The 18,757-nt window shown below is 69.9% G+C and carries 18 protein-coding genes and 1 riboswitch; of the genes, 13 read left to right on the forward strand and 5 right to left on the reverse strand.

Translation table 11 applies throughout. The features are described from left to right. Window positions 1–188: 188 nt before the first annotated feature. Window positions 189–1,412, forward strand: a complete 1,224-nt coding sequence (locus tag T398_RS13035) for an FUSC family protein (RefSeq protein ID WP_496446961.1) — start codon at window positions 189–191, stop codon at window positions 1,410–1,412. A gap of 61 nt (window positions 1,413–1,473) precedes the next feature. Here T398_RS13035 and T398_RS13040 read toward each other — a convergent pair whose 3' ends face one another. Further along, window positions 1,474–2,718 carry an aminotransferase class V-fold PLP-dependent enzyme gene (locus tag T398_RS13040; protein ID WP_496446963.1) on the reverse strand — a complete coding sequence of 415 codons (1,245 nt, stop codon included), beginning with the start codon at window positions 2,716–2,718 and terminating at the stop codon, window positions 1,474–1,476. A 44-nt stretch (window positions 2,719–2,762) separates the two neighbouring features. Next, window positions 2,763–2,882, reverse strand: a riboswitch (SAM riboswitch). Between the two features lie 24 nt (window positions 2,883–2,906). Here T398_RS13040 and T398_RS13045 point away from each other — a divergent pair. Further along, window positions 2,907–4,379, forward strand: coding sequence for a PrsW family intramembrane metalloprotease (locus T398_RS13045; protein WP_496446965.1), 1,473 nt, complete (start codon window positions 2,907–2,909; stop codon window positions 4,377–4,379). A 48-nt stretch (window positions 4,380–4,427) separates the two neighbouring features. Here T398_RS13045 and T398_RS13050 read toward each other — a convergent pair whose 3' ends face one another. Both T398_RS13050 and T398_RS13055 read right to left on the reverse strand, forming a co-directional pair. Beyond that, window positions 4,428–4,595: a hypothetical protein gene (locus T398_RS13050; protein WP_018218073.1), complete on the reverse strand. Its 168-nt coding sequence runs from the start codon at window positions 4,593–4,595 to the stop codon at window positions 4,428–4,430. Between the two features lie 88 nt (window positions 4,596–4,683). Then, a complete protein-coding gene (locus T398_RS13055; RefSeq protein ID WP_496446966.1) occupies window positions 4,684–5,022 on the reverse strand; it encodes a GroES family chaperonin in 339 nt (112 codons plus the stop codon). Window positions 5,023–5,201: 179 nt separating this feature from the next. On the opposite strand from T398_RS13055, the gene T398_RS13060 reads away from it, so the two are divergent. After that, window positions 5,202–6,479 (forward strand): AI-2E family transporter, encoded by a 1,278-nt coding sequence (locus T398_RS13060; RefSeq protein ID WP_496447037.1) that lies wholly within the window; start codon window positions 5,202–5,204, stop codon window positions 6,477–6,479. A 22-nt stretch (window positions 6,480–6,501) separates the two neighbouring features. On the opposite strand, the gene T398_RS13065 is transcribed toward T398_RS13060, so the two are convergent. Further along, a complete protein-coding gene (locus T398_RS13065; RefSeq protein ID WP_496446968.1) occupies window positions 6,502–8,562 on the reverse strand; it encodes an ATP-dependent DNA helicase in 2,061 nt (686 codons plus the stop codon). Between the two features lie 138 nt (window positions 8,563–8,700). Here T398_RS13065 and T398_RS13070 point away from each other — a divergent pair, with 138 nt between their 5' ends. The 10 genes from T398_RS13070 to T398_RS13115 all read left to right on the forward strand — a co-directional run bounded on the left by T398_RS13070 (window position 8,701) and on the right by T398_RS13115 (window position 17,829). Next, window positions 8,701–9,207: a DUF402 domain-containing protein gene (locus T398_RS13070; RefSeq protein ID WP_496446970.1), complete on the forward strand. Its 507-nt coding sequence runs from the start codon at window positions 8,701–8,703 to the stop codon at window positions 9,205–9,207. Between the two features lie 533 nt (window positions 9,208–9,740). Further along, window positions 9,741–10,367: a DUF47 domain-containing protein gene (locus tag T398_RS13075; protein ID WP_496446971.1), complete on the forward strand. Its 627-nt coding sequence runs from the start codon at window positions 9,741–9,743 to the stop codon at window positions 10,365–10,367. Window positions 10,368–10,370: 3 nt separating this feature from the next. Beyond that, the gene (locus tag T398_RS13080) at window positions 10,371–11,375 is read left to right on the forward strand and encodes an inorganic phosphate transporter (protein ID WP_496446973.1); all 1,005 of its coding nucleotides are present in this window, start codon (window positions 10,371–10,373) and stop codon (window positions 11,373–11,375) included. Between the two features lie 52 nt (window positions 11,376–11,427). Then, a complete protein-coding gene (locus tag T398_RS13085; RefSeq protein WP_496446975.1) occupies window positions 11,428–12,270 on the forward strand; it encodes an NUDIX hydrolase in 843 nt (280 codons plus the stop codon). 162 nt (window positions 12,271–12,432) lie between these two features. Then, window positions 12,433–13,077: a phosphate signaling complex protein PhoU gene (gene phoU, locus T398_RS13090; RefSeq protein WP_496446977.1), complete on the forward strand. Its 645-nt coding sequence runs from the start codon at window positions 12,433–12,435 to the stop codon at window positions 13,075–13,077. 252 nt (window positions 13,078–13,329) lie between these two features. Further along, a complete protein-coding gene (locus T398_RS13095; protein ID WP_496446979.1) occupies window positions 13,330–14,286 on the forward strand; it encodes a PstS family phosphate ABC transporter substrate-binding protein in 957 nt (318 codons plus the stop codon). 1 nt (window position 14,287) lies between these two features. Next, complete coding sequence (pstC, locus tag T398_RS13100; RefSeq protein ID WP_496446980.1) at window positions 14,288–15,235, forward strand: phosphate ABC transporter permease subunit PstC; 948 nt, start codon at window positions 14,288–14,290, stop codon at window positions 15,233–15,235. Continuing rightward, window positions 15,232–16,152 (forward strand): phosphate ABC transporter permease PstA, encoded by a 921-nt coding sequence (gene pstA, locus T398_RS13105; protein ID WP_496446982.1) that lies wholly within the window; start codon window positions 15,232–15,234, stop codon window positions 16,150–16,152. The genes pstC and pstA overlap by 4 nt, the downstream gene beginning before the upstream one ends. A gap of 64 nt (window positions 16,153–16,216) precedes the next feature. Beyond that, window positions 16,217–17,083, forward strand: a complete 867-nt coding sequence (gene pstB / locus T398_RS13110) for a phosphate ABC transporter ATP-binding protein PstB (protein WP_496446983.1) — start codon at window positions 16,217–16,219, stop codon at window positions 17,081–17,083. A gap of 17 nt (window positions 17,084–17,100) precedes the next feature. Beyond that, on the forward strand, window positions 17,101–17,829 hold the full coding sequence (locus T398_RS13115) for a winged helix-turn-helix transcriptional regulator (protein ID WP_496447039.1): 729 nt from the start codon (window positions 17,101–17,103) through the stop codon (window positions 17,827–17,829). On the opposite strand, the gene mshD is transcribed toward T398_RS13115, so the two are convergent. Beyond that, window positions 17,826–18,749, reverse strand: a complete 924-nt coding sequence (mshD, locus tag T398_RS13120; protein ID WP_496446984.1) for a mycothiol synthase — start codon at window positions 18,747–18,749, stop codon at window positions 17,826–17,828. The two genes, T398_RS13115 and mshD, sit on opposite strands and share 4 nt — an antisense overlap. Between the last annotated feature and the right edge of the window lie 8 nt (window positions 18,750–18,757).

Raw genomic sequence — 18,757 nt, forward strand, 5'->3', positions numbered from 1 at the left:
GAGCCGAGGCTACGACCCGCCCGCCCCTGATCCCACCCCGCCCTCCGTTGCCCGTCTGTTTTGTTCCGGGCGCGGTACGGAACTGCCGGGAAGAGGATTCGACCGGGTACGGGGTGGGTAGTACCCGCCGTGGCCTGGGACGAGCGACCTGCATTGGGGTAGCGACTCGGTCGCGGGATGGCGGTGGAATGGACATCGACGGCGCCCGGATCGCGGCGACGGCACGGCGGCTGCGCCGTCGTGGCCGGGCGACTCTCAATGATCGGGTGTCCCGGGTCCGCGCGACGTTGGTGCTCTCCGTGCAGGCCGGACTCGCCGCCGGCATCTCCTGGCTGGTGGCGCATGAACTGCTGGGCAGCCCGCAGCCCGTCTTCGCGCCGATCTCGGCGGTCGGTACCCTCGCCGTTTCGGTCGGGCAGCGCTTCCGTCGAACGGTGGAGCTGATCGTCGGGGTGGCGGTGGGGGTGGCGGTCGGCGACCTCTTGATCTTTCTACTGGGGACCGGACCGTGGCAACTCTGTCTCGTGGTGACCTCGGCGATCCTCCTGACCGTCTTCGCGGGCGGGAGCGTAGCGATCCTGATCCAGGCGGCGGCGACGGCTGTCCTGATCGTCACGCTCAGCCCGGCCGGGCACAACCTGGAGATTCCGCGGTTCCTCGACGCGCTGATCGGCGGTAGTGCCGCGCTACTGGTGACCGCGCTGCTGTTACCACTGAACCCGGTACGGGTGCTCAACCGGGCTGCCCAGCCGGCCTTGGATCTGCTCGCCAACCAGCTCGACGCGACCGCTGACGGGCTGCGGAAACGGGACCGGGACAAGGCGCAACTCTCGCTGGAGAAGCTCCGCGACCACAAGGAACAACTGGCGTCGTTCGACGAGGCGATCCAGGGCGCGAAGGAGACCGCCACGCTGTCCCCCGCGCGTTGGCACCGCCGCGACGAGTTGACCCACTACGCGGAGGCGGCCGACCCGGTGGAACGGGCGATTCGAAACAGCACCACGCTGGCCCGGCGTGCCATCACCCTCATCGAGGACGCGGAGCCGATCCCCGACCCGATGCCGGCTTCGATGGTTCACCTCGCTGAGTCGGTGCGGCTGCTTCGGCACGAGTTCGCTGTCGGCGAGGAGCCGGATCGGGCCCGCGAGCGGTCGCTGCGCGCGGTCAGCGAGGCCGCGCGGGCGTACACCGAGGGCGTGGGGTTCTCCGGCAGCGTGGTGGTTGCCCAGGTGCGTACCGTCGCCAGCGACCTCCTGGTCGCCTCCGGTGTTACCCAGGAGGAGGCGAACCGCCTGGTTCGCGAGGCATTCGGTGACCTGAAGAAGAACAAGCGCGCGGTGAAGTCGGAGCAGTCCGAGGGGAAGTCGGAGCAGTCCGAGGGGAAGTCGGAGCCCCCGCCCGCGGCGGGCTGATCCGCCCGCGGTGTGACCGTGGTCCCCGCTGCCGTCCCGACAGCCGTCGCGAAACCGCCGGTCACCCGAGCGCGGCGAGAGCAGCCAGCAGGTGGTCCACGTGCTCCCGGGTGCTACCCAGCCCGATACTCGCCCGCAGCGCGGTCGCCGGCAGGTCCCGCCGACCGCTGCGGGCGGACGCCTCCGAAAGTAACCGCCGGGCGAACGGGTGGGCGCAGAACAGCCCGTCGCGTACCCCGATCCGGTGCCGGCGGGCCAGGTGTGCGGCGACCTCAGCCGAGTCCCGGCCGGCCAGCACGAACGAGACGATCCCCACCCGCGGCGCGGCCGGCCCGAAGGCGTGCAGCTCGACCGCGTGCGGCAACTCGGCGAGGCCCGCCCGCAGCCGGTCCAACAGCCGCTGCTCGGCGTCGTGCAGCGCAGCCCAGTCGGCGCCGGCGAGGGCGTCACACACCGCGGCGAGCGCTACCGCGCCGAGCAGGTTCGGCGTGCCGGCCTCGTGCCGTGCCGGTCCGGCCACCCACCGGACGTCGTGGGTCGCGCCGCCGACGTGGCTGGTCGCGCCACCACCGGCCAGGTACGGCGGGGCCGCGTCCAGCCAGTCGGCCCGCCCGAGGAGTACTCCCGCGCCGAACGGCGCGTACAGCTTGTGACCGGAGACGGCCAGATAGTCCAGATCGAGGGCGCGGACGTCAACGGGGGCGTGCGGGGCGAGCTGCGCCGCGTCCACCGCGATCCGGGCCCGGTGCCGCCGGGCCACCCGCGCCAGCTCGGCCACGGGCCACCGCTCGCCCGTCACGTTGCTCGCGCCAGTCACCGCGACCAGCACCGGCGGCTCGCGGTCGGTGCCGCGGCGCAGCTCGCCGAGGGCGTCGTCGAGCGCGCGGACCGCGCCGGCGGGGTGCTCTGGCATGGGCAGCCGTACCGGTCCGCGCGGCCAGGGGAGCAGGTTGGCGTGGTGTTCGCCGCCGAACGTCACCACCGTGGTGCCGGTGGGCAGCGCGCGGGCCAGCAGGTTGAGCGCGTCGGTCGTGTTCCGGGTGAAGACGACGTGGTCGCCGGGGCGGGCGCCGAAGAAGTCACCGACCGTCTGCCGGGCCTGCTCGTAGGCCAGGGTGCAGTGCTGCGACAGCGCCCCGGCGCCCCGGTGCACACTCGCGTACCAGGGCAGCAGTGCGGTCACCGCGTCCGCCGCGGCCTGCGCGCACGGGGCGCTGGCCGCGTAGTCCAGGTTGATCTGACCAGGTACGCCGAGCACGGCGAGTGGGCCGGCGACGGTCGGCGACGGGGTGAGGGCGCAGGTCATCAGGGTGGCTTCTCCGGAGTCAGGGACCCCGGGCGGGTGGGCGGGGTCCGCGCTTGCCCGACGCGCGCCGCGCCCGGCCCGGTCATCACCCGGGGCACCCCACCGCGAACCTCGACGAGGGTTGCCGGCCAGCAAGCCGGGGCTTGTCGCTGGCGCTCGTGACCTGCCTTGCAGTCTAACGGGCAGCGGTGTGGCCGGCCGGGCGGGTCGGTGGTGACTACGCTGACGGCATGGCCGACACCCCGCCCGGCGCGCCCCCGCCGTCGCCGACCACCGCCGCACCGACGGCTGCTCCGCAGATGCCGTCCCGCCGTTGGAACTGGCGTCGATTTCTCGTTCTCGCCCTGGTGATCCTGCTGATCGCGGCCTCCGCCCTGGTCATGGTCTGGCAGCTTGGCGAGGCCCTCGGCGCGGAGGCGCTGAGAATCGGTGTGATCGCGGCGGTTCTTCCGGTCCCGGTGCTGGTCGCCTGCTTCCTCTGGCTCGATCGGTATGAGCCGGAGCCGCTGCGGTACCTGGTTTTCTGCTTCGCCTGGGGTGCGTTCGTCTCCACCGCGGTGTCGCTGTTGGTCAACACCTTCGCTACCGGACGGTTCGAGGCGGTGGGGCTGCCGACCGCGCTCACGGCGGTGTTGGTCGCGCCCTTCATCGAGGAGCTGACCAAGGCGCTGGGGCCGATCCTGCTGCTGATCTTCCGGCGGCGGGAGATCTCCGGAATCACCGACGCCCTGGTCTACTGCGGGCTCTCCGCGATCGGCTTCGCGATGGTGGAGAACATTCTTTATCTCGGCGGGTACGGATATCGGACGGGCGCGGAGGAGTTCGGCCCGGCAACCGGCACGCAGCAGGTCATCGCGATCTTCATCGTCCGGATCCTGCTCTTCGGGTTTGCCCACCCGCTGTTCACCGCCATGACCGGGGTGGGGCTGGGAATCGCCGCCCGGAGCGCCGACCGGCGGGTGCGGGTGCTGGCCCCCGCGGCCGGCCTGCTGCTGGCGATGATGTTGCACGGTGCCTGGAACCTGCTGCCGACGTTGACCCAGGCCACGGGGGAGCTGTTGATTCAGCTCTACGGCCTCATCGGCGTGATGGTGCCGATCTTCTTCGGCATGGTGGGGCTGGCGGTCTGGCTGCGATCCTGGGAGGGGCGGCTCACCGAGCGGATCCTGCCCGACTACGTCCGTTCCGGTTGGCTCACCCCGCCGGAGGTGGCGACGTTGAGTAGTCTCGGCCGCCGGCACGCCGCCCGGGTGTGGGCCAAGCGGGTCGGTGGCGAACAGGGGCGGAAGGCGATGCGGGGCTACCAGTTCGCCGCCACCCGGCTTGCGCTGCTGCGCGACGGGATGCGTCGTGGGCTGGATGACCGCCCGGCGGAGCGCGAGCGGGCACTAGCCGAGGAGCGGTACCTGCTGGAGCTGATCAGCGGCTACCGGGCGTTCTTCGTCGGCCGGGATCCGCGCGTCCCGGCTGGTGTGTGGGACGGGCGCCGCTACCATCTGCGGTTTCCGGATGGTTCACAGCGCGCGGTAGCAGCGCCGGAGGAGCCGGTGGTACCGATCCCGATCGTGCTTGCGCCGCCTTCGCCACCCGCTCCGCCCGGCTATCCGCCACCGCCCGGATGGTACGGGCCGCCTGCCTCCGGTCCCCGTGGGCAGTTCTGACCCCGGTCCGGCCGGACGCCCGAACGGCGACCGGCCGGACCGAAACGGTCACGTCATCAGACTGGTGAGGAAGTCGCCGAGGCCCTGCGCCAACGCCATCAGCACGCCCCCGATCGCTTTGACCATTTCCGCCGCGCCATCGGGTCGGAACGCCATGAAGTAGATCAGGAACGCGATGAAGCCCCAGAACAGCAACTTCTTGAGCAGTACCGGCATCGTCCCTCCCCAGGGCACCTGGTGCGGCTAACTTCCCGGGAAGGAGCGGAGCAAACGGCTACCGGTGGCGGCCGGTAGGGCGCTGGGGCTACAGGTAGAGGCCGGTGGAGTTTGGTTCGACGCGTTCGGCGGCGACCGCGTGCACATCCCGCTCGCGCAGCAGCACGTATCCGCGGCCATGCAGCTCGACCTCGGAGCGGTCGTCCGGGTCGAACAGCACCCGGTCACCGGAGACGATGGAGCGGACGTTCGGCCCCACCGCCACCGCGGCTGCCCAGGCCAACCGCTTACCGACGGCGGCGGTCGCCGGAATCACGATGCCGGCAGTGGAGCGACGCTCGCCTTCACTGCCCTCCATGCGGACCAGCACCCGATCGTGCAGCAGCCGGATCGGCAGGCCGGAGTCGAGATTCTCGTCGTTGGTCACAGGGCCAGACGCTACCGTGTCCCGCTCCGCCGTCCGGCCGTGGTTCCCCGGTGGTGACCGTGGGCATCCGGTGGCGGATTAGCCCCACGATGATTGGATTGACGGCGTATCCTGTCCGACCAACCGGTAACGCCGGAACGCGTGACGCTAGGAGGTGCGCATTGAGCCGATTCGAGCGGATGCGTGGGGGGCTTCGGCACGCGTACGAGTCGTATCGGTTCCGGCGGCGATCGGCGGGCCTGCGCGCCGGTACGCCCGGTAGCACGCCGGCAGATGTGGCCAGCCCGGCGCCAGCCCCGCCGCCACCACCGCCGGCGGTCAGCGGCGTGGCGGCATCTCCGCCGCTGCACAGCTCGACCACCAGCCGGGACGACGCGGATGTGCCGCACGCGCTCCGGATCGGGGCCGCCTGGTCCTGGCGCCTGCTCGCGATCGGGATCGTCGCCTGGGCCCTGCTGCGGATCGTGGGTCAGATCCGGATCGTGATCATTCCGCTGGCCATCGCGCTGTTGCTCTCGGCGTTGCTGGCCCCGGCTGTTGGTTGGCTGCTTCGGGCCCGGTTCCCGCGCTCGCTGGCGACCGCCGTGGTGTTGGTGGGTGGGCTGGCCGCGGTGATCGGCACGCTGACCCGCGTGGTCAACGAGTTCATCCAGGGTGTGCCGGAGCTGAGTGAGAAGGCGTCCCAGGGCGTACGCCAGATCCAGAACTGGTTGATCAACGGCCCGCTGGACCTCGACGACAAGCAGCTGGCCACGTACGTCGACGAGGCGGAGGAGTGGGTCAACGAGAACATCGATGGGCTGACCAGCGGGGCGCTCTCCACCGCGGCCACCCTGGCCGAGGTGTTGACGGGCACGATCCTGGTGCTCTTCGCGACGTTCTTCTTCCTGCGTGACGGCGGTCGGATCTGGCGCTTCCTGGTCCGGTTGGTGCCGGTGAACGCCCGGTGGAAGGTCGACGATGCCGGCCAGGCGGCCTGGCGGACGCTCGGCGCGTACGTACGGGCCACCGTGCTGGTGGCCTTCATCGACGCGCTCGGCATCGGCATCTTCCTGGTGATCTTCGAAATTCCGTTCGCGTTTCCGCTCGCCGCGCTGATCTTCCTCGCCTCGTTCATTCCGATCGTTGGTGCGACCTTGTCCGGCGGGGTCGCGGTGCTCGTCGCCCTAGTGGACAGCGGACCGATCACCGCGTTGATCATCTTGGGTGTGGTGATCGGTGTGCAGCAGCTTGAGGGGCACGTGCTCCAACCATTGATCATGGGGCGGGCAGTGGCCATCCACCCGCTCGCGGTGATCGTTGGTATCGCCGCCGGTGTGGTACTCGCCGGGATCACCGGGGCGCTGATCGCGGTGCCGCTGATCGCGGTGCTCAACACGGCCGTACGCCGCCTCGTCACCCGTACTGTTCCGGAGACCCCATCGGACGCGGTCGTCGTGGCGAGTAAGGCCCCCTGACCCGTCCCACCGGAGTGGGGGGCTACCCGGTCGGACCCTTCGCCAGGCGCTCGAGGGCGCCGCGGGCCACGTCGGGGCGGGTCGTGTACCAGAACGGCGGGAGCGACCGGCGGAGGAAGGGGCCGTATCCCCGGGCGGTCTCCAGCCGGGAGTCGAGCACCGCGACCACCCCCCGGTCGCCGGTGGCGCGGATCAGCCGGCCCACGCCCTGGGCCAGCCGGACGGCCGCGATCGGCACGCTGACCGCGGCGAACCCCGACCCCCCGTCGGCGTCAACGGCGGCGGCACGGGCAGCGGCGAGCGGCTCGTCCGGCCGTGGGAAGGGCAGCCGGTCAACGACCACCAGCTGACAGGCGTCGCCCGGCACGTCCACCCCCTGCCAGAGCGACATCACCCCGAACAGGCAGCTCGCCTGTTCTTCGCGGAATCGGCGGACCAGCAGCGGCAGCGCCTGCTCGCCCTGGAGTAGTACGGGCAGGTCGGTGCGTTCCCGGAGCAGCTCCGCCGCCTGCTGCGCAGCCCGCCGGGACGAGAAGAGCCCGAGCGTCCGTCCGCCGAGCGCCTCGACCAGTTCGAGAAGCTCCGCGCCGGCCGCATCGGGCAGCCCGGAGGCGCTGGGCCGGGGTAGGTGCGCGGCGACGTAGAGGATCCCCTGCCGGGCATAGTCGAACGGAGAGCCGACGTCGAGCGACTGCCAGTCCGGACCTGAGGTGACCGGCGCCTCGGTCGTGGCAGCCGGAACCTCCAGGCCCAGAGCCCGGGCAACGGCGTCGAAGCGGCCCCCGAGGGTCAGGGTGGCCGAGGTGGCGACGACGGTGCGTTCCTCGTAAAGGTGGGTGGCGAGGGTGCCGGCCACCGAGAGCGGGGCGACCACCAGCGCCCGTCGCTCGGTGGAGTCGTTGCGTTCCACCCAGGCCACGTCGTGGTCGGCCTCCTCCAGCAGCCGTTGCGCGGTGCCGGACAGCTCGTCGAGTACCGCCTTGGCCTGCTGTTTTCGGACCGGGTCCGGGTCGTCGGCCTTGACCTCACCGATCGCGTCGAGCGCCGCGCGGGTCGCGGCGTCGAGCAGCGTGCATGCCTCTCGCAGCGGGCTCGGCAGACCGGTGGTGAGCCGACCTGCGGGAGCCTCGGCGAGCCCGACGGCCAGGGCATCACCGGCCGCGGTGAGCGCCTCGGCCGTCTCTGGGCGGAGTAGTGGGCGGGCCTGACGGGTGGACCGGTCGATTGACTCCGGCACCAACTCGGCCTGTGCGGCGGAGGAGACCCGATCGGCCAGCTCGTGCGCCTCGTCCACGATGAGCAGCTGGTGTGGGGGAACGATGTGTCGCCCGGCGAGCATGTCCACCGCGAGCAGGCTGTGGTTGGTGACCACGAGATCGGCCTCGCGGGCTCGGGCCCGGGAGGCGTCGGCGAAGCACTCGGCGCCGAACGGGCAACGGGCCGCGCCGACACACTCCCGTGCCGGCATGGACACCAGGCGCCAGGCCTGCTCGTCAACGCCGGGATCAAGCTCGTCCCGGTCGCCGGTGTCAGTCTTCTCGGCCCAGTCGCGGAGCCGTTGGACCTGCCGGCCGAGGCGGCCGGCCTCGCCGAGCCACGTCGTGCCGCCCGGCCTCGGCGTGTCGAAGAGCGTGTCGCCGGGCTCCTCCTCGGTGGCATTGTCGAGCCGGGCCAGGCAGAGGTAGTGGTGCCGCCCCTTGAGCACCGCGAAGGTGGGCCGCCGGCCGAGCAGCGGCTCCACCGCGTCGGCCAGCCGGGGTAGGTCGTGGTCAACCAGTTGGGACTGGAGCGCGAGGGTGGCGGTGGAGACCACCACGGGGCCGTCAACGGTGAGCGCGGGCGCCAGGTACGCCAGGGATTTACCGGTGCCGGTGCCGGCCTGCACCAGCAGGTGCTCGCGGGCGGTTACGGCTGCCTCAATCGCTGTTGTCATTTCCTGCTGACCCGGGCGTGCTGCGCCTCCGGGGACCGCCTCGACTGCCGCAGCGAGAAGGTCAGCCCCGGTCACCCCACCGCCGGAGCGCCGGCCGCCGGCTCGGGGCTTTGGGCTGGCGGAGTCGGTGGCGGTGCGGGGAAGGGTCACCGGGTGACGGTACCGGTCGGCATCGACCACCGGTTCCCGGCGGGCGGCGCGGCGTCGTCACGATCCGACATCTGACCGGGTGGTGTCCGGTTATCTCCTTGCTACGTCGGATCGACGGAATCGGCTAGGGTGCCAGTCATGCCGAGCGACCCGGTCCGCGTGATCTACCGCAAGTACGACGGCAGCGCACATCGCGACTACCCGGCTCGTCGGCTTGCCGAGGACGACCTTGGCGTCTGGCTCGGCGTGCCAGTCGGCACGCCCTCGGTCTACCACGGCCGCCCCTCCGTCGAACAGATCCCGTTCGTGCTCCTGGTGCCGCATCACGCGTGGTGGACCGGTATGTTCAACCCGCCGCCGCGGACCAGCGAGGTCTACTGCGACATCGCCAGTCCCGCCCGCTGGGAGAACGACGACACCGTGCATCTCTTCGACTTGGACCTGGACGTGGTGCGCCGACGTGGCTCCGGTCTGGTGGAGCTGCTGGACGAGGATGAGTTCGCCGAGCACCGTAAGCGGTTCGGCTACCCGGACGAGGTGGTCACCGAGGCGCACACCGCAGCCCACTGGCTGTTCGCTGCGTTGGGCGACGGCACCGAGCCGTTCGCCACGTCGTACCGAAAGTGGCTGGCGCTGGTTATCTGAACGGGTTGGCTGGACCGTGTCCCTCCACCGACCAGTTGGTCGGGTGGGCGGTGATGCCGGTTTCGGGGTGGGCGGTGATGCCGGTGTTGCCAGCACTCCGGAGATGCGCCAAAACTGTCCGCTGTCCGCTGTCCGCTGTCCGCTGTCCGCATGTCCAAGGGACTTGGCCGGACGCTGGGGCCAGTCGTGGCCCGGAGCCGTCTCCGTGTGAGGTATATCGCTGCCCCACCCGTGAGTGCGGCTCGAGAGTGTGCGTAACCGCATGTTCATGCCCCCGTGGGGTGGTGGGGTCATGGGGCAGGTTCGGCTTCGGATGCCGGGGGTAACCGCCGCCTGCCGGCCCACCTGCCGGATCGGCACCCGGACCGGCAGGCCCCAACGGATAAAGGTGAACAGATGGTTAACTGAATGTGAATGGGAGTAGGCTAGTGGTGGGCCGGTTCATTTGGCATTTCGGCGGCACCTAGCATTCCCACTCGGGCCACCCGCGAGGTGGCTGCCACCACCCCCGCCGACACGACGAGGTCCGTCCTGTGAAGTTTTCCTTCCGCCCGAACGAGGGTGCCTTCTACGAGCTCTTCACCAGGGCCGCGCAGAACTTGGTGCGGGGCACCGAACTCCTCAACGAGCTGGCCCTGCCTGGCGTGGTGGTGCAGTCGGTCAGCGAGCGGCTCACCGAGGTGGAGCACGACAGCGACCAGATCACCCACGAGCTGTACAAGAAGATCAACTCTACCTTCATCACGCCGTTCGACCGCGAGGACATCTACCGGCTCGGCTCGCAGCTCGACGACGTCATGGACCACCTGGAGGCGGTCGGCAACCTGCTCTACCTGTACGGCCTGACCGAGCTGCCGTCGTTGCCGCGGGAGATGCACGAGCTGGTCAACGTCTTGGACCAGCAGGCGAGGCTGACCGCTGAGGCGATGCCCCGACTCAGGTCGATGCGGGACCTCGAGGACTACTGGATCGAGTGCAACCGCCTGGAGAACGACGGCGACCAGGCGTACCGGATGCTCTTGGTCCGACTCTTCTCCGGCGAGTACGACGCGTTGACCGTGTTGAAGATGAAGGAGGTCGCCGACGAGCTTGAGGCCGCCTGCGACGCCTTCGAGCACGTGGCGAACACAGTCGAGACAATCGCGGTCAAGGAGTCCTGATCCGTGACCCCTGAACTCATCGCCGTGCTGGCGGTGATCGCAGTTGCGTTGGTCTTCGACTACACGAACGGATTCCACGACGCCGCCAACGCGATCGCGACCAGCATCTCCACCCGGGCGCTGACCCCCCGGGTCGCCCTGGCCATGGCGGCGGTCGGCAACTTCATCGGCGCGCACTTCGGTGCCGAGGTCGCCAAGACCGTCGGCAGCGGCCTGGTGGAACTGCCCACCGGTACGGCCAGCCTGGCGATCGTCTTCGCCGGTGTGGTCGGCGCCATCGTCTGGAACCTTGTCACCTGGTACTTCGGCCTGCCGTCGTCCTCGTCGCACGCCCTGATCGGTGGTCTGGTCGGCGCCACCGTGGCGGCGTCCGGCGCGGTGCTGTGGAGCGGCATCGGCCAGAAGGTCGTCATTCCGATGATCCTGTCGCCGATGGTCGGTCTCCTGCTCGGTTACATCGTGATGGTCGCGGTGCAGTGGATCTTCCGGCGGGGGCACCCGGGCAAGCTCAACCGGGGCTTCCGTTGGGCCCAGAGCGCCTCGGCCGCGGCCATGTCGGTCGGCCACGGCATGCAGGACGCGGCGAAGACAATCGGTATCGTGGTGCTCGCCCTCTACGTCGGGGGCTTCCAGGGCAGTCCGACGCACATCCCGGAGTGGGCCTTCTGGACCTCCGCGGCGGTGCTCGCCGCCGGCACGTACGCCGGTGGGTGGCGGATCATCCGGACCCTGGGCCGGAAGATTATCGACCTGCGGCCGCCGGAGGGCTTCGCCGCCGAGACCGTGGCCAGCTCGGTGCTCTACTTCAACGCGCTGGTGCTGGGCGCGCCGATCTCCACCACCCACACCATCACCTCGGCGATCATGGGTGTCGGCGCCACCAAGCGGCTCTCCGCCGTTCGTTGGGGGGTCGCCGGCAACATCGTGGGCGCCTGGATTCTCACCTTTCCGGCGGCCGGCAGCATCGGCGCCCTGACGTACTTCCTGGTTCGTCCGTTGTTCAGCTGAGGTGCGGGCAGGGGCGCTGGGCGCTTCGCCGGCCGGGATCTAGGCTCGCTCCATGACGAGCGACGGCGATGGTTTCCCGGTCCCATCGGCGCTGGTGGAGCATGCCCGCCGGTTCCGCGAGCAGGAGAGCGCCCCGGCCGTACCCCGGGTGGCGGCCACTGTCCTGCTGCTTCGCCCCGCCGCCCCGCCGTCCGCCGGCCGGGACGGCTTCGAGGCGTACCTGATCCGTCGGGTCGCGGCGATGGCCTTCGGCGGCGTGTACGCCTTCCCGGGCGGCGGCGTGGACCCCTCGGATTCGACGGCCCACGTCGACTGGGCCGGGCCGACCCCGGCGCAGTGGGGAACCCGGCTGGGGCTGGCGCCGACGGCGGCGCAGGCGGTTGTCTGCGCCGCCGCGCGGGAGGTGTTCGAGGAGGCCGGGGTCCTGCTCGCCGGCCCGGACGCCGACACGGTCGTCGGCGACGTGGCCGGCGGTGACTGGGAGGCGGCCCGGGTAGCTCTGGAACGGCGGGAGGTGGGCTTCGCCGACCTGCTTGCCCAGCGAGGGCTCACCCTCCGCTCGGATCTGCTGCTGCCGTGGAGCCGGTGGATCACACCCGAGTTCGAGCCGCGCCGGTTCGACACGTACTTCTTCGTCGCCCGGCTACCGGTGGGGCAGCGTACCCGGGATGTCTCCGGTGAGGCGGACCGCACGCTCTGGATCTCCCCGGCCGACGCCTGCGCCGCCGGGGAGCTGACCATGCTTCCGCCCACCCTGGTCACCCTCGGGCAGGTGGCAGCCTGCCGGGATCTGGCTGGTGTCATCGCCGCCGCGGCGACCCGTGATCCGGCGACTCCGGTGATGCCTCGGCTCGAGGACTCCGGCGTCGGCCCGCCGAGGTTTCTCCTGCACTGACTGGTCAGTCAGGTTGCCCTGCCCAGCGCCGCTGCCGGATTCGGCTGATTCGGGCCACAGCCGGTAGGTTCTGTCTATGCGATGTGGCTGACTCGTGGTTCGCCAAGGCGTACCCGCCCTCGGGACGACGGCGGAGCCGCGAGGCGAGCAGGTGGAGGCGCGATGGTCCGGAGCGGCTACGACGAGCAGCTTGATCGGTTGACTGGCGCCCTGGCGGTGATGAGTCGGGAGGCCGCGGCGGCGATCCGGGGTGCGGGCACCGCGCTGCTGGACGTGGACCGGGAGGCAGCCGAGCAGGTCGTGCGGAACGACGCGGTCCTCGATCAGCTTCGTTGGGACATTGAGGCGACCGTTCCGGAGCTGCTCGCCCGGCAGCAGCCGGTCGCCTCGGACCTGCGCCTGGTGCTCTGTGCCATCCGGATCGCGGCTGACCTTGAGCGGATGGGTGACCTCGCCGTTCACATTGCCAAGGTCGTGCAGATGCGGTATCCGGTCATGGTCGTCCCGCCGCCGGCGGCTGGCGTGGTGACGGAGATGGCCGAAGCGGCGGCGCGGATCGCGGAGAAGGCCTCGACCGTGCTCACCACCCGTGATCCGCTGACCGCCATGCAGATCGGGCTCGACGACGACGAGGTCGACACCGCCCAGTCGCGCCTGTTGTCGCTCCTGTTGGCCAGCTGGCAGTACGGGGTGGAGAGCGCCATCGACCTCGCCCTGGTCGGTCGCTACTACGAGCGGTACGCGGACCACGCGGTCAACGTGGCGCGTCAGGTTGTCTACCTGGTCACCGGCACGATTCGGCTCTAGGCCGGTCGCGTCGGCGCCGACCAGCAGACCCGGGGCGGCGGGCGCTCGACGCGACCCGGGTTCGGGCTGAGATTGGGACATCTGGGCAGTCGGTGGCCGGAAGGTCACAATGCTGCGGTCCCCGGCCACGATTTTCGTCGCGGAGTTCACTTTTCGTTCACTTAGCGCCGGTCGCGCGGCTACCTGGGCCTTCTACCTTGACTTCTCGTACGGCCCGGACGGGCTGGCACACCCCGATAGAGAGGCTTTCTGGTGAACCGCAACGTGCTTTCGCGGCGCGTCCTCGCCGGCACCGCGCTCGCCGCGCTCGCGCTTACCGGCTGCAGCAGCAACAACGAAAGCGCCGATGGTGGCGAGCAGCTTTCGGGTGAGGTCAAGGTCAACGGCTCCAGCACCGTCGCTCCGTTGAGCGAGGCCGCGGCCACCTTCTACCGGGAGGTCCAGAACAACGTCAACGTCTCCGTCGGCACCTCCGGCACCGGCGGCGGCTTCGAGCGGTTCTGCAAGGGGGAGACCGACATCTCGGACGCCTCCCGTCCGATCAAGGAGTCGGAGATCGAGGCCTGCGAGGCAGCCGGGATCCAGTTCAAGGAACTGGTCGTCGCCAACGACGCCCTCACGGTGGTCGTCAGCAAGGACAACGACTGGGCCGACTGCCTCACGGTTGACCAGCTCAAGGCGATCTGGGAGCCGAACTCCAAGGTCGCCAACTGGAACCAGGTCGACGCCAGCTTCCCGGACGAGCCGCTGAAGCTCTTCGGCCCGGGCACCGACTCCGGCACCTTCGACTACTTCACCGACGAGATCAACGGTGAGGAGGGCGCCAGCCGCACCGACTACACCGCGTCGGAGAACGACAACGTCGTGGTGCAGGGCGTCGCCGGCACCAAGGGCGGCCTGGGCTACTTCGGCTTCACCTACTTCGAGGAGAACGCGGACAAGCTCAAGGCGCTCAAGGTCGACGGTGGCTCCGGCTGCGTCGAGCCGAGCCTGAAGACCGCGCAGGAGAACACCTACCAGCCGCTCTCCCGGCCGCTGTTCATCTACGTCAGCGACGCCGCTGTCAAGAAGGAGCAGGTCGCGGACTTCGTCAACTTCTACATCGAGGAGATCGACGACATCGTCCTGGAGGCGAAGTACGTCCCGCTCACCGAGGAGCAGAAGAGCACCCTCCAGGCTGAGTTCGACGACCTGAAGGCTGCGGCCTGACGTGTCCACCAGTACCTCGAACGCCGGTTCCGCCGCGGGCAGCGCCCTGCGGCGGGGCCGGCGTCGCCCCGTTGACAGCACCATCAAGGTCCTGCTCGTCGCTGCCGCGTTGGTCTCCGTCGCCACCACGATCGGGATCGTCATCGCGCTGGTGCAGCCGACTATCGGGTTCTTCCAGCAGGTCAGCGTCGTTGAGTTCATCACCGGCACGAGCTGGACGCCGACCTTCGCGCAGAAGGCATACGGCGTTCTGCCCCTCGTCGCCGCCACGCTGACGGTGACCGGCGTCGCGCTGACCATCGCCGTTCCGCTCGGCCTCGGCTCGGCGATCTACCTCTCGGAGTACGCCAACCCGGGTACCCGCAAGGTACTCAAGCCGATCATCGAACTGCTCGCCGGCGTGCCGACGGTCGTGTACGGCTTCGTCGCGCTCTTCGCGCTCAACCCGCTGCTGCAGAAGTGGTGGCCGACCGACGACGGGCCGGCTTTCCAGAACCTGCTCATCGCGGGTATCGCGATGGGCATCATGATCGTGCCGACCATCGCCAGCATCTCCGAGGACTCGATGGCCGCCGTTCCGCGCAGCCTGCGCGAGGGCGCGTACGCGCTGGCCTCCACGAAGATGCAGGTGTCCACCCGGGTGGTGGTGCCGGCGGCGATGTCCGGCATCGTCGCCGCGGTGGTCCTGGGTATCTCCCGCGCGGTGGGGGAAACCATGATCGTTACGATCGCGGGTGGCCTCACCTCTGACCGGATCGTCCTCAACCCGCTGGAGGGGGCGGCGACCATGACCGCCTTCATCGCCAACATCTCCTCGGGCGACATCCCGGTCGGGTCGCTCGACTACGACTCGGTCTTCGCCGTTGGCGCGCTGCTGTTCCTCATCACCTTCGCGTTGAACGCGGTGTCGATCCGGATGGTCCGTCGTTTCCGGGAGGTCTACGAGTGAGCACCCCCACCATCACCACCGAGACCCGACCGGATCCGTCCGCGTCGGGCAACGTGCTGACCCAGCGCCGTAGCCGGCCCGGTGAGGTCGCGTTCCGGCTGGCGATGCAGGCCTGCCTGTTGATCGCCTTCGGCGTACTCGCCGCCCTGCTGACCTGGGTGCTCGTCAAGGGCTGGAACCGGCTGGACTCCCGGCTGTGGACCGAGATGCCCACCGGTCTGGTGAGCCGGCTGGACACTGCTGGCGTGCAGTCCGCGCTGGTCGGCACGCTTTGGATCATCTCGTTGGTCGCGCTGATCTGTCTGCCGATCGGCATCCTGTCCGCGATCTACCTGGAGGAGTACGCGGACAACACCCGCTGGTACAACCGGCTGCTGGAACTCAACATCCAGAACCTCGCCGGCGTACCATCGATTATTTTCGGTATCCTCGGCCTGGGGATCATCGCCCGGGCGCTCGGCCTCGGGTTCACGGTCATCACCGCGGCGATCGTGCTGTCGCTGCTGGTCCTGCCGGTGGTCATCATCGCCACCCGGGAGGCCATCCGGGCGGTACCGCAGTCGATCCGGCACGCCTCCTACGCCCTTGGTGCGACCAAGTGGCAGACCGTGTCGCGGCAGGTGCTGCCGTCGGCGGTTCCGGGGATCGCCACCGGATCGATCCTGGCCCTGTCTCGCGCAATCGGGGAGGCCGCACCGCTGATCGTGCTGGGCGCGGTCACCTTCATCACCTTCAACCCGGATGGGCTGGACAGCGGGTACACCGCGCTGCCGATCCAGATCTACACCTTCATCACCCGCTCGCAGTCGGAGTACACGGAGCTCGCTGCCGGTGCCATCGTCCTGCTGCTGGCGATTGTGCTCGCGATGAACTCAATCGCGATTTTCGTGCGTAACCGGTTCGAGAAGCGCTGGTAGTAAGTAGTCCGATGACGGATCACCGCCTCCACCGTCCCACCCACCCCACCCAGAGGTGAGCACCGTGAACTCCACCGACACCACCAACCGGCCCGGCGTCAGCATCGCCGGCGTTGGCGCCCAATCGACCGGAACCCCCAAGCCTGACGCGGCGGACCCGGTGATGGAGCTCTCCGGCGTCAGCGTGTACTACGGCGCCTACGAGGCCGTACGGGACACGTCGATGCCGATCCAGGAGAAGCAGATCACGGCGATGATCGGCCCTTCTGGGTGTGGCAAGTCGACCATCCTGCGGTCGTTGAACCGGATGAACGACCTCATCCCCGGAGCGCGCGTCTCCGGCGCGGTGACATACCACGGCCAGGACCTGTACGCCAAGGACGTTGACCCGATCGAGGTCCGGCGCCGCATCGGCATGGTCTTCCAGAAGCCGAACCCGTTCCCCAAGTCGATCTACGACAATGTGGCCTACGGACCGCGGGTCACCGGCATGAAGGTCGCCAGCATGGACGACCTGGTGGAGAAGGCGCTGCGCGACGCCGCCCTCTGGGACGAGGTCAAGGACAAGCTCAAGACCAGCGGTCTGGCCCTCTCCGGCGGTCAGCAGCAGCGGCTCTGCATCGCCCGGACGATCGCCGTCCGGCCCGAGATCATCCTCATGGACGAGCCCTGCTCGGCGCTCGACCCGATCGCCACGGCGAAGATCGAGGACCTGATGTCGGAGCTGTCGAATGACTACACGATCGTCATCGTCACCCACAACATGCAGCAGGCGGCCCGGGTGAGCCACCACACCGCCTTCTTCACCGCCGAGGTGGACGAGCGGCAGGAGCGGCACGGTCGGCTGGTCGAGTTCAGTCAGACAGGCAAGCTCTTCACCAACCCGGCGGACAAGCGCACGGAAGACTACATCACCGGCCGCTTCGGCTGATCCCGCGGCCGGTGTCGATGAATAGCGCCGTCGAGAACACCAGGGGTGACTACCGAGCGGAGGGAGGCTTCCAACTACTTGTGGTGGATGACGACAAGGTCGCCGGCCCAGAGCTGGTGACGGAGTTGTCCGCCCTCCGGGTGCGTGGTTGCTACTTCCCGCACGCCGCCGAGGCGCTGCTGGCCGCCGGTGCCCTGCAACCGGACGCGGCTGTGGTGTCGGCTGGGCTCACCACCATGGCCAGCACCGAGTTGGTCCGACTGCTGGTTGGGCAGGCCGGCATCCCCACCCTGGTCGGGGTGGGGGATGACGACGGGTCGGTGGTTGTCGGGGCGCTCCGGGCCGGCGCCACCGCCTGCGTCCGGCGGCCGTACCGGGTGGACGAGGTGGTACCGATCCTGCGCGGGATCCGGCCGGAGACCGCCGGCAGCCTGGATCCGCCGGTCGAGCTGGGCGGTCTTCGGATGGAGCCGGCCACCTATGAGGTGACGCTGCACGGCCGGCCGGTGTCGCTGCCGTTGAAGGAGTTCCGGCTCCTGTACTTCTTCATGACGCACGCCGACCGGACGGTCAGCCGGGAGCAGCTGTTGTCGGCGGTGTGGGACGGGTCGACCGGGGAGAGCTCGAACACCCTCACGGTGCACATCAAGCGGCTCCGCAGGCGACTGGAGGCGGAAGGGGAGCGGCAGCCGCTCATCATTACGGTGCGCGGGCTGGGCTACCGTTTCACCCCGCCGGAGCGTTAGCCCAGTTGGTAGTTGACGTGCGCCGACCAGCGGGCGAAGCCGAGCCGCTCGTAGAGGGCCACCGCCGCGGTGTTGGACTCATCCACGTAGAGCATCACCCGGTCCAGGCCCCGCTGGTCTCGGAGGTATGCCAGCCCGGCCGCGGTGAGCGCCTTGCCGAGCCCTCCACCGTGGGCGGTCGGGTCAACGCCCACCACGTACACCTCGCCGATTCGGGCGGAGCCGGGCCGGTCGTGGACCTTGGTCCAGTGGAAGCCGAGTAGCTGTCCCGCCGGGTCGACGGCGAGGAGGAAACCGGCCGCGTCGAACCACGGCTCGGCGCGGCGGGCCCGCAGGTCGGCGGCGGTCCACCGGCCCTGTTCCGGGTGGTCGGCGAAGGCTTTGGCGTTGAGTGCCAGCCAGGCGTCGTCGTCGGCCCCGGGCCGGTACGCGCGCAGGGTCACCCCGTCCGGCAGGGGCGGCTGCGGGATCGGGGCGGTGAGGGGCCGGCGGAGTTGCCAGAGCACCCGGGCCCGCCGATAGTCCAGGTCCACGGCGAGCGCCGCCGCGGAGGGGTGGTCGCCGTGCGCCCAGGCGCGGAGCGGGCCGGTGACGGCGGCGCGTACGCCCCGGGCCAGGGCCCGTCCGGTTCCCCTGCGTCGGTACACGGGGTGGACTGCCAGCTCCACCCCGGTGCCGGCGGCCGGGTCGGTGGTGTCCAGGTGCGCGTACCCGGTCAGGGTGCCGTCGGCGGTGCGGGCGGTGAGGTGGCAGGTCGGTGCGTGCGGGTCGCGGAGCCGGAGCAGGGTGTGCTCGTCGAAGGGGTCCGCGCCGTCGGCATCTCCCGCGGCTCGGGCGAGGGCCAGCACGTCGGTGATCTCCGGTGGGTGGAGCCGGTCGGTCCGGGTCACCCGGTCGCTGGCGGGTTCGGTGCTGTTCATCCGGTTAC

It is taken from the genome of Salinispora goodfellowii, from assembly GCF_059570675.1.

Excerpts from the sequence above, each read along its gene's own strand:
- T398_RS13035 (WP_496446961.1), top strand. The coding sequence starts at position 189 with ATGGACATCGACGGCGCCCGGATCGCGGCGACGGCACGGCGGCTGCGC.
- T398_RS13040 (WP_496446963.1), bottom strand. The coding sequence starts at position 2,718 with ATGACCTGCGCCCTCACCCCGTCGCCGACCGTCGCCGGCCCACTCGCC.
- T398_RS13050 (WP_018218073.1), bottom strand. The coding sequence starts at position 4,595 with ATGCCGGTACTGCTCAAGAAGTTGCTGTTCTGGGGCTTCATCGCGTTC.
- T398_RS13060 (WP_496447037.1), top strand. The coding sequence starts at position 5,202 with ATGCGTGGGGGGCTTCGGCACGCGTACGAGTCGTATCGGTTCCGGCGG.
- T398_RS13070 (WP_496446970.1), top strand. The coding sequence starts at position 8,701 with ATGCCGAGCGACCCGGTCCGCGTGATCTACCGCAAGTACGACGGCAGC.
- T398_RS13085 (WP_496446975.1), top strand. The coding sequence starts at position 11,428 with ATGACGAGCGACGGCGATGGTTTCCCGGTCCCATCGGCGCTGGTGGAG.
- phoU (WP_496446977.1), top strand. The coding sequence starts at position 12,433 with ATGGTCCGGAGCGGCTACGACGAGCAGCTTGATCGGTTGACTGGCGCC.
- T398_RS13115 (WP_496447039.1), top strand. The coding sequence starts at position 17,101 with ATGAATAGCGCCGTCGAGAACACCAGGGGTGACTACCGAGCGGAGGGA.
- mshD (WP_496446984.1), bottom strand. The coding sequence starts at position 18,749 with ATGAACAGCACCGAACCCGCCAGCGACCGGGTGACCCGGACCGACCGG.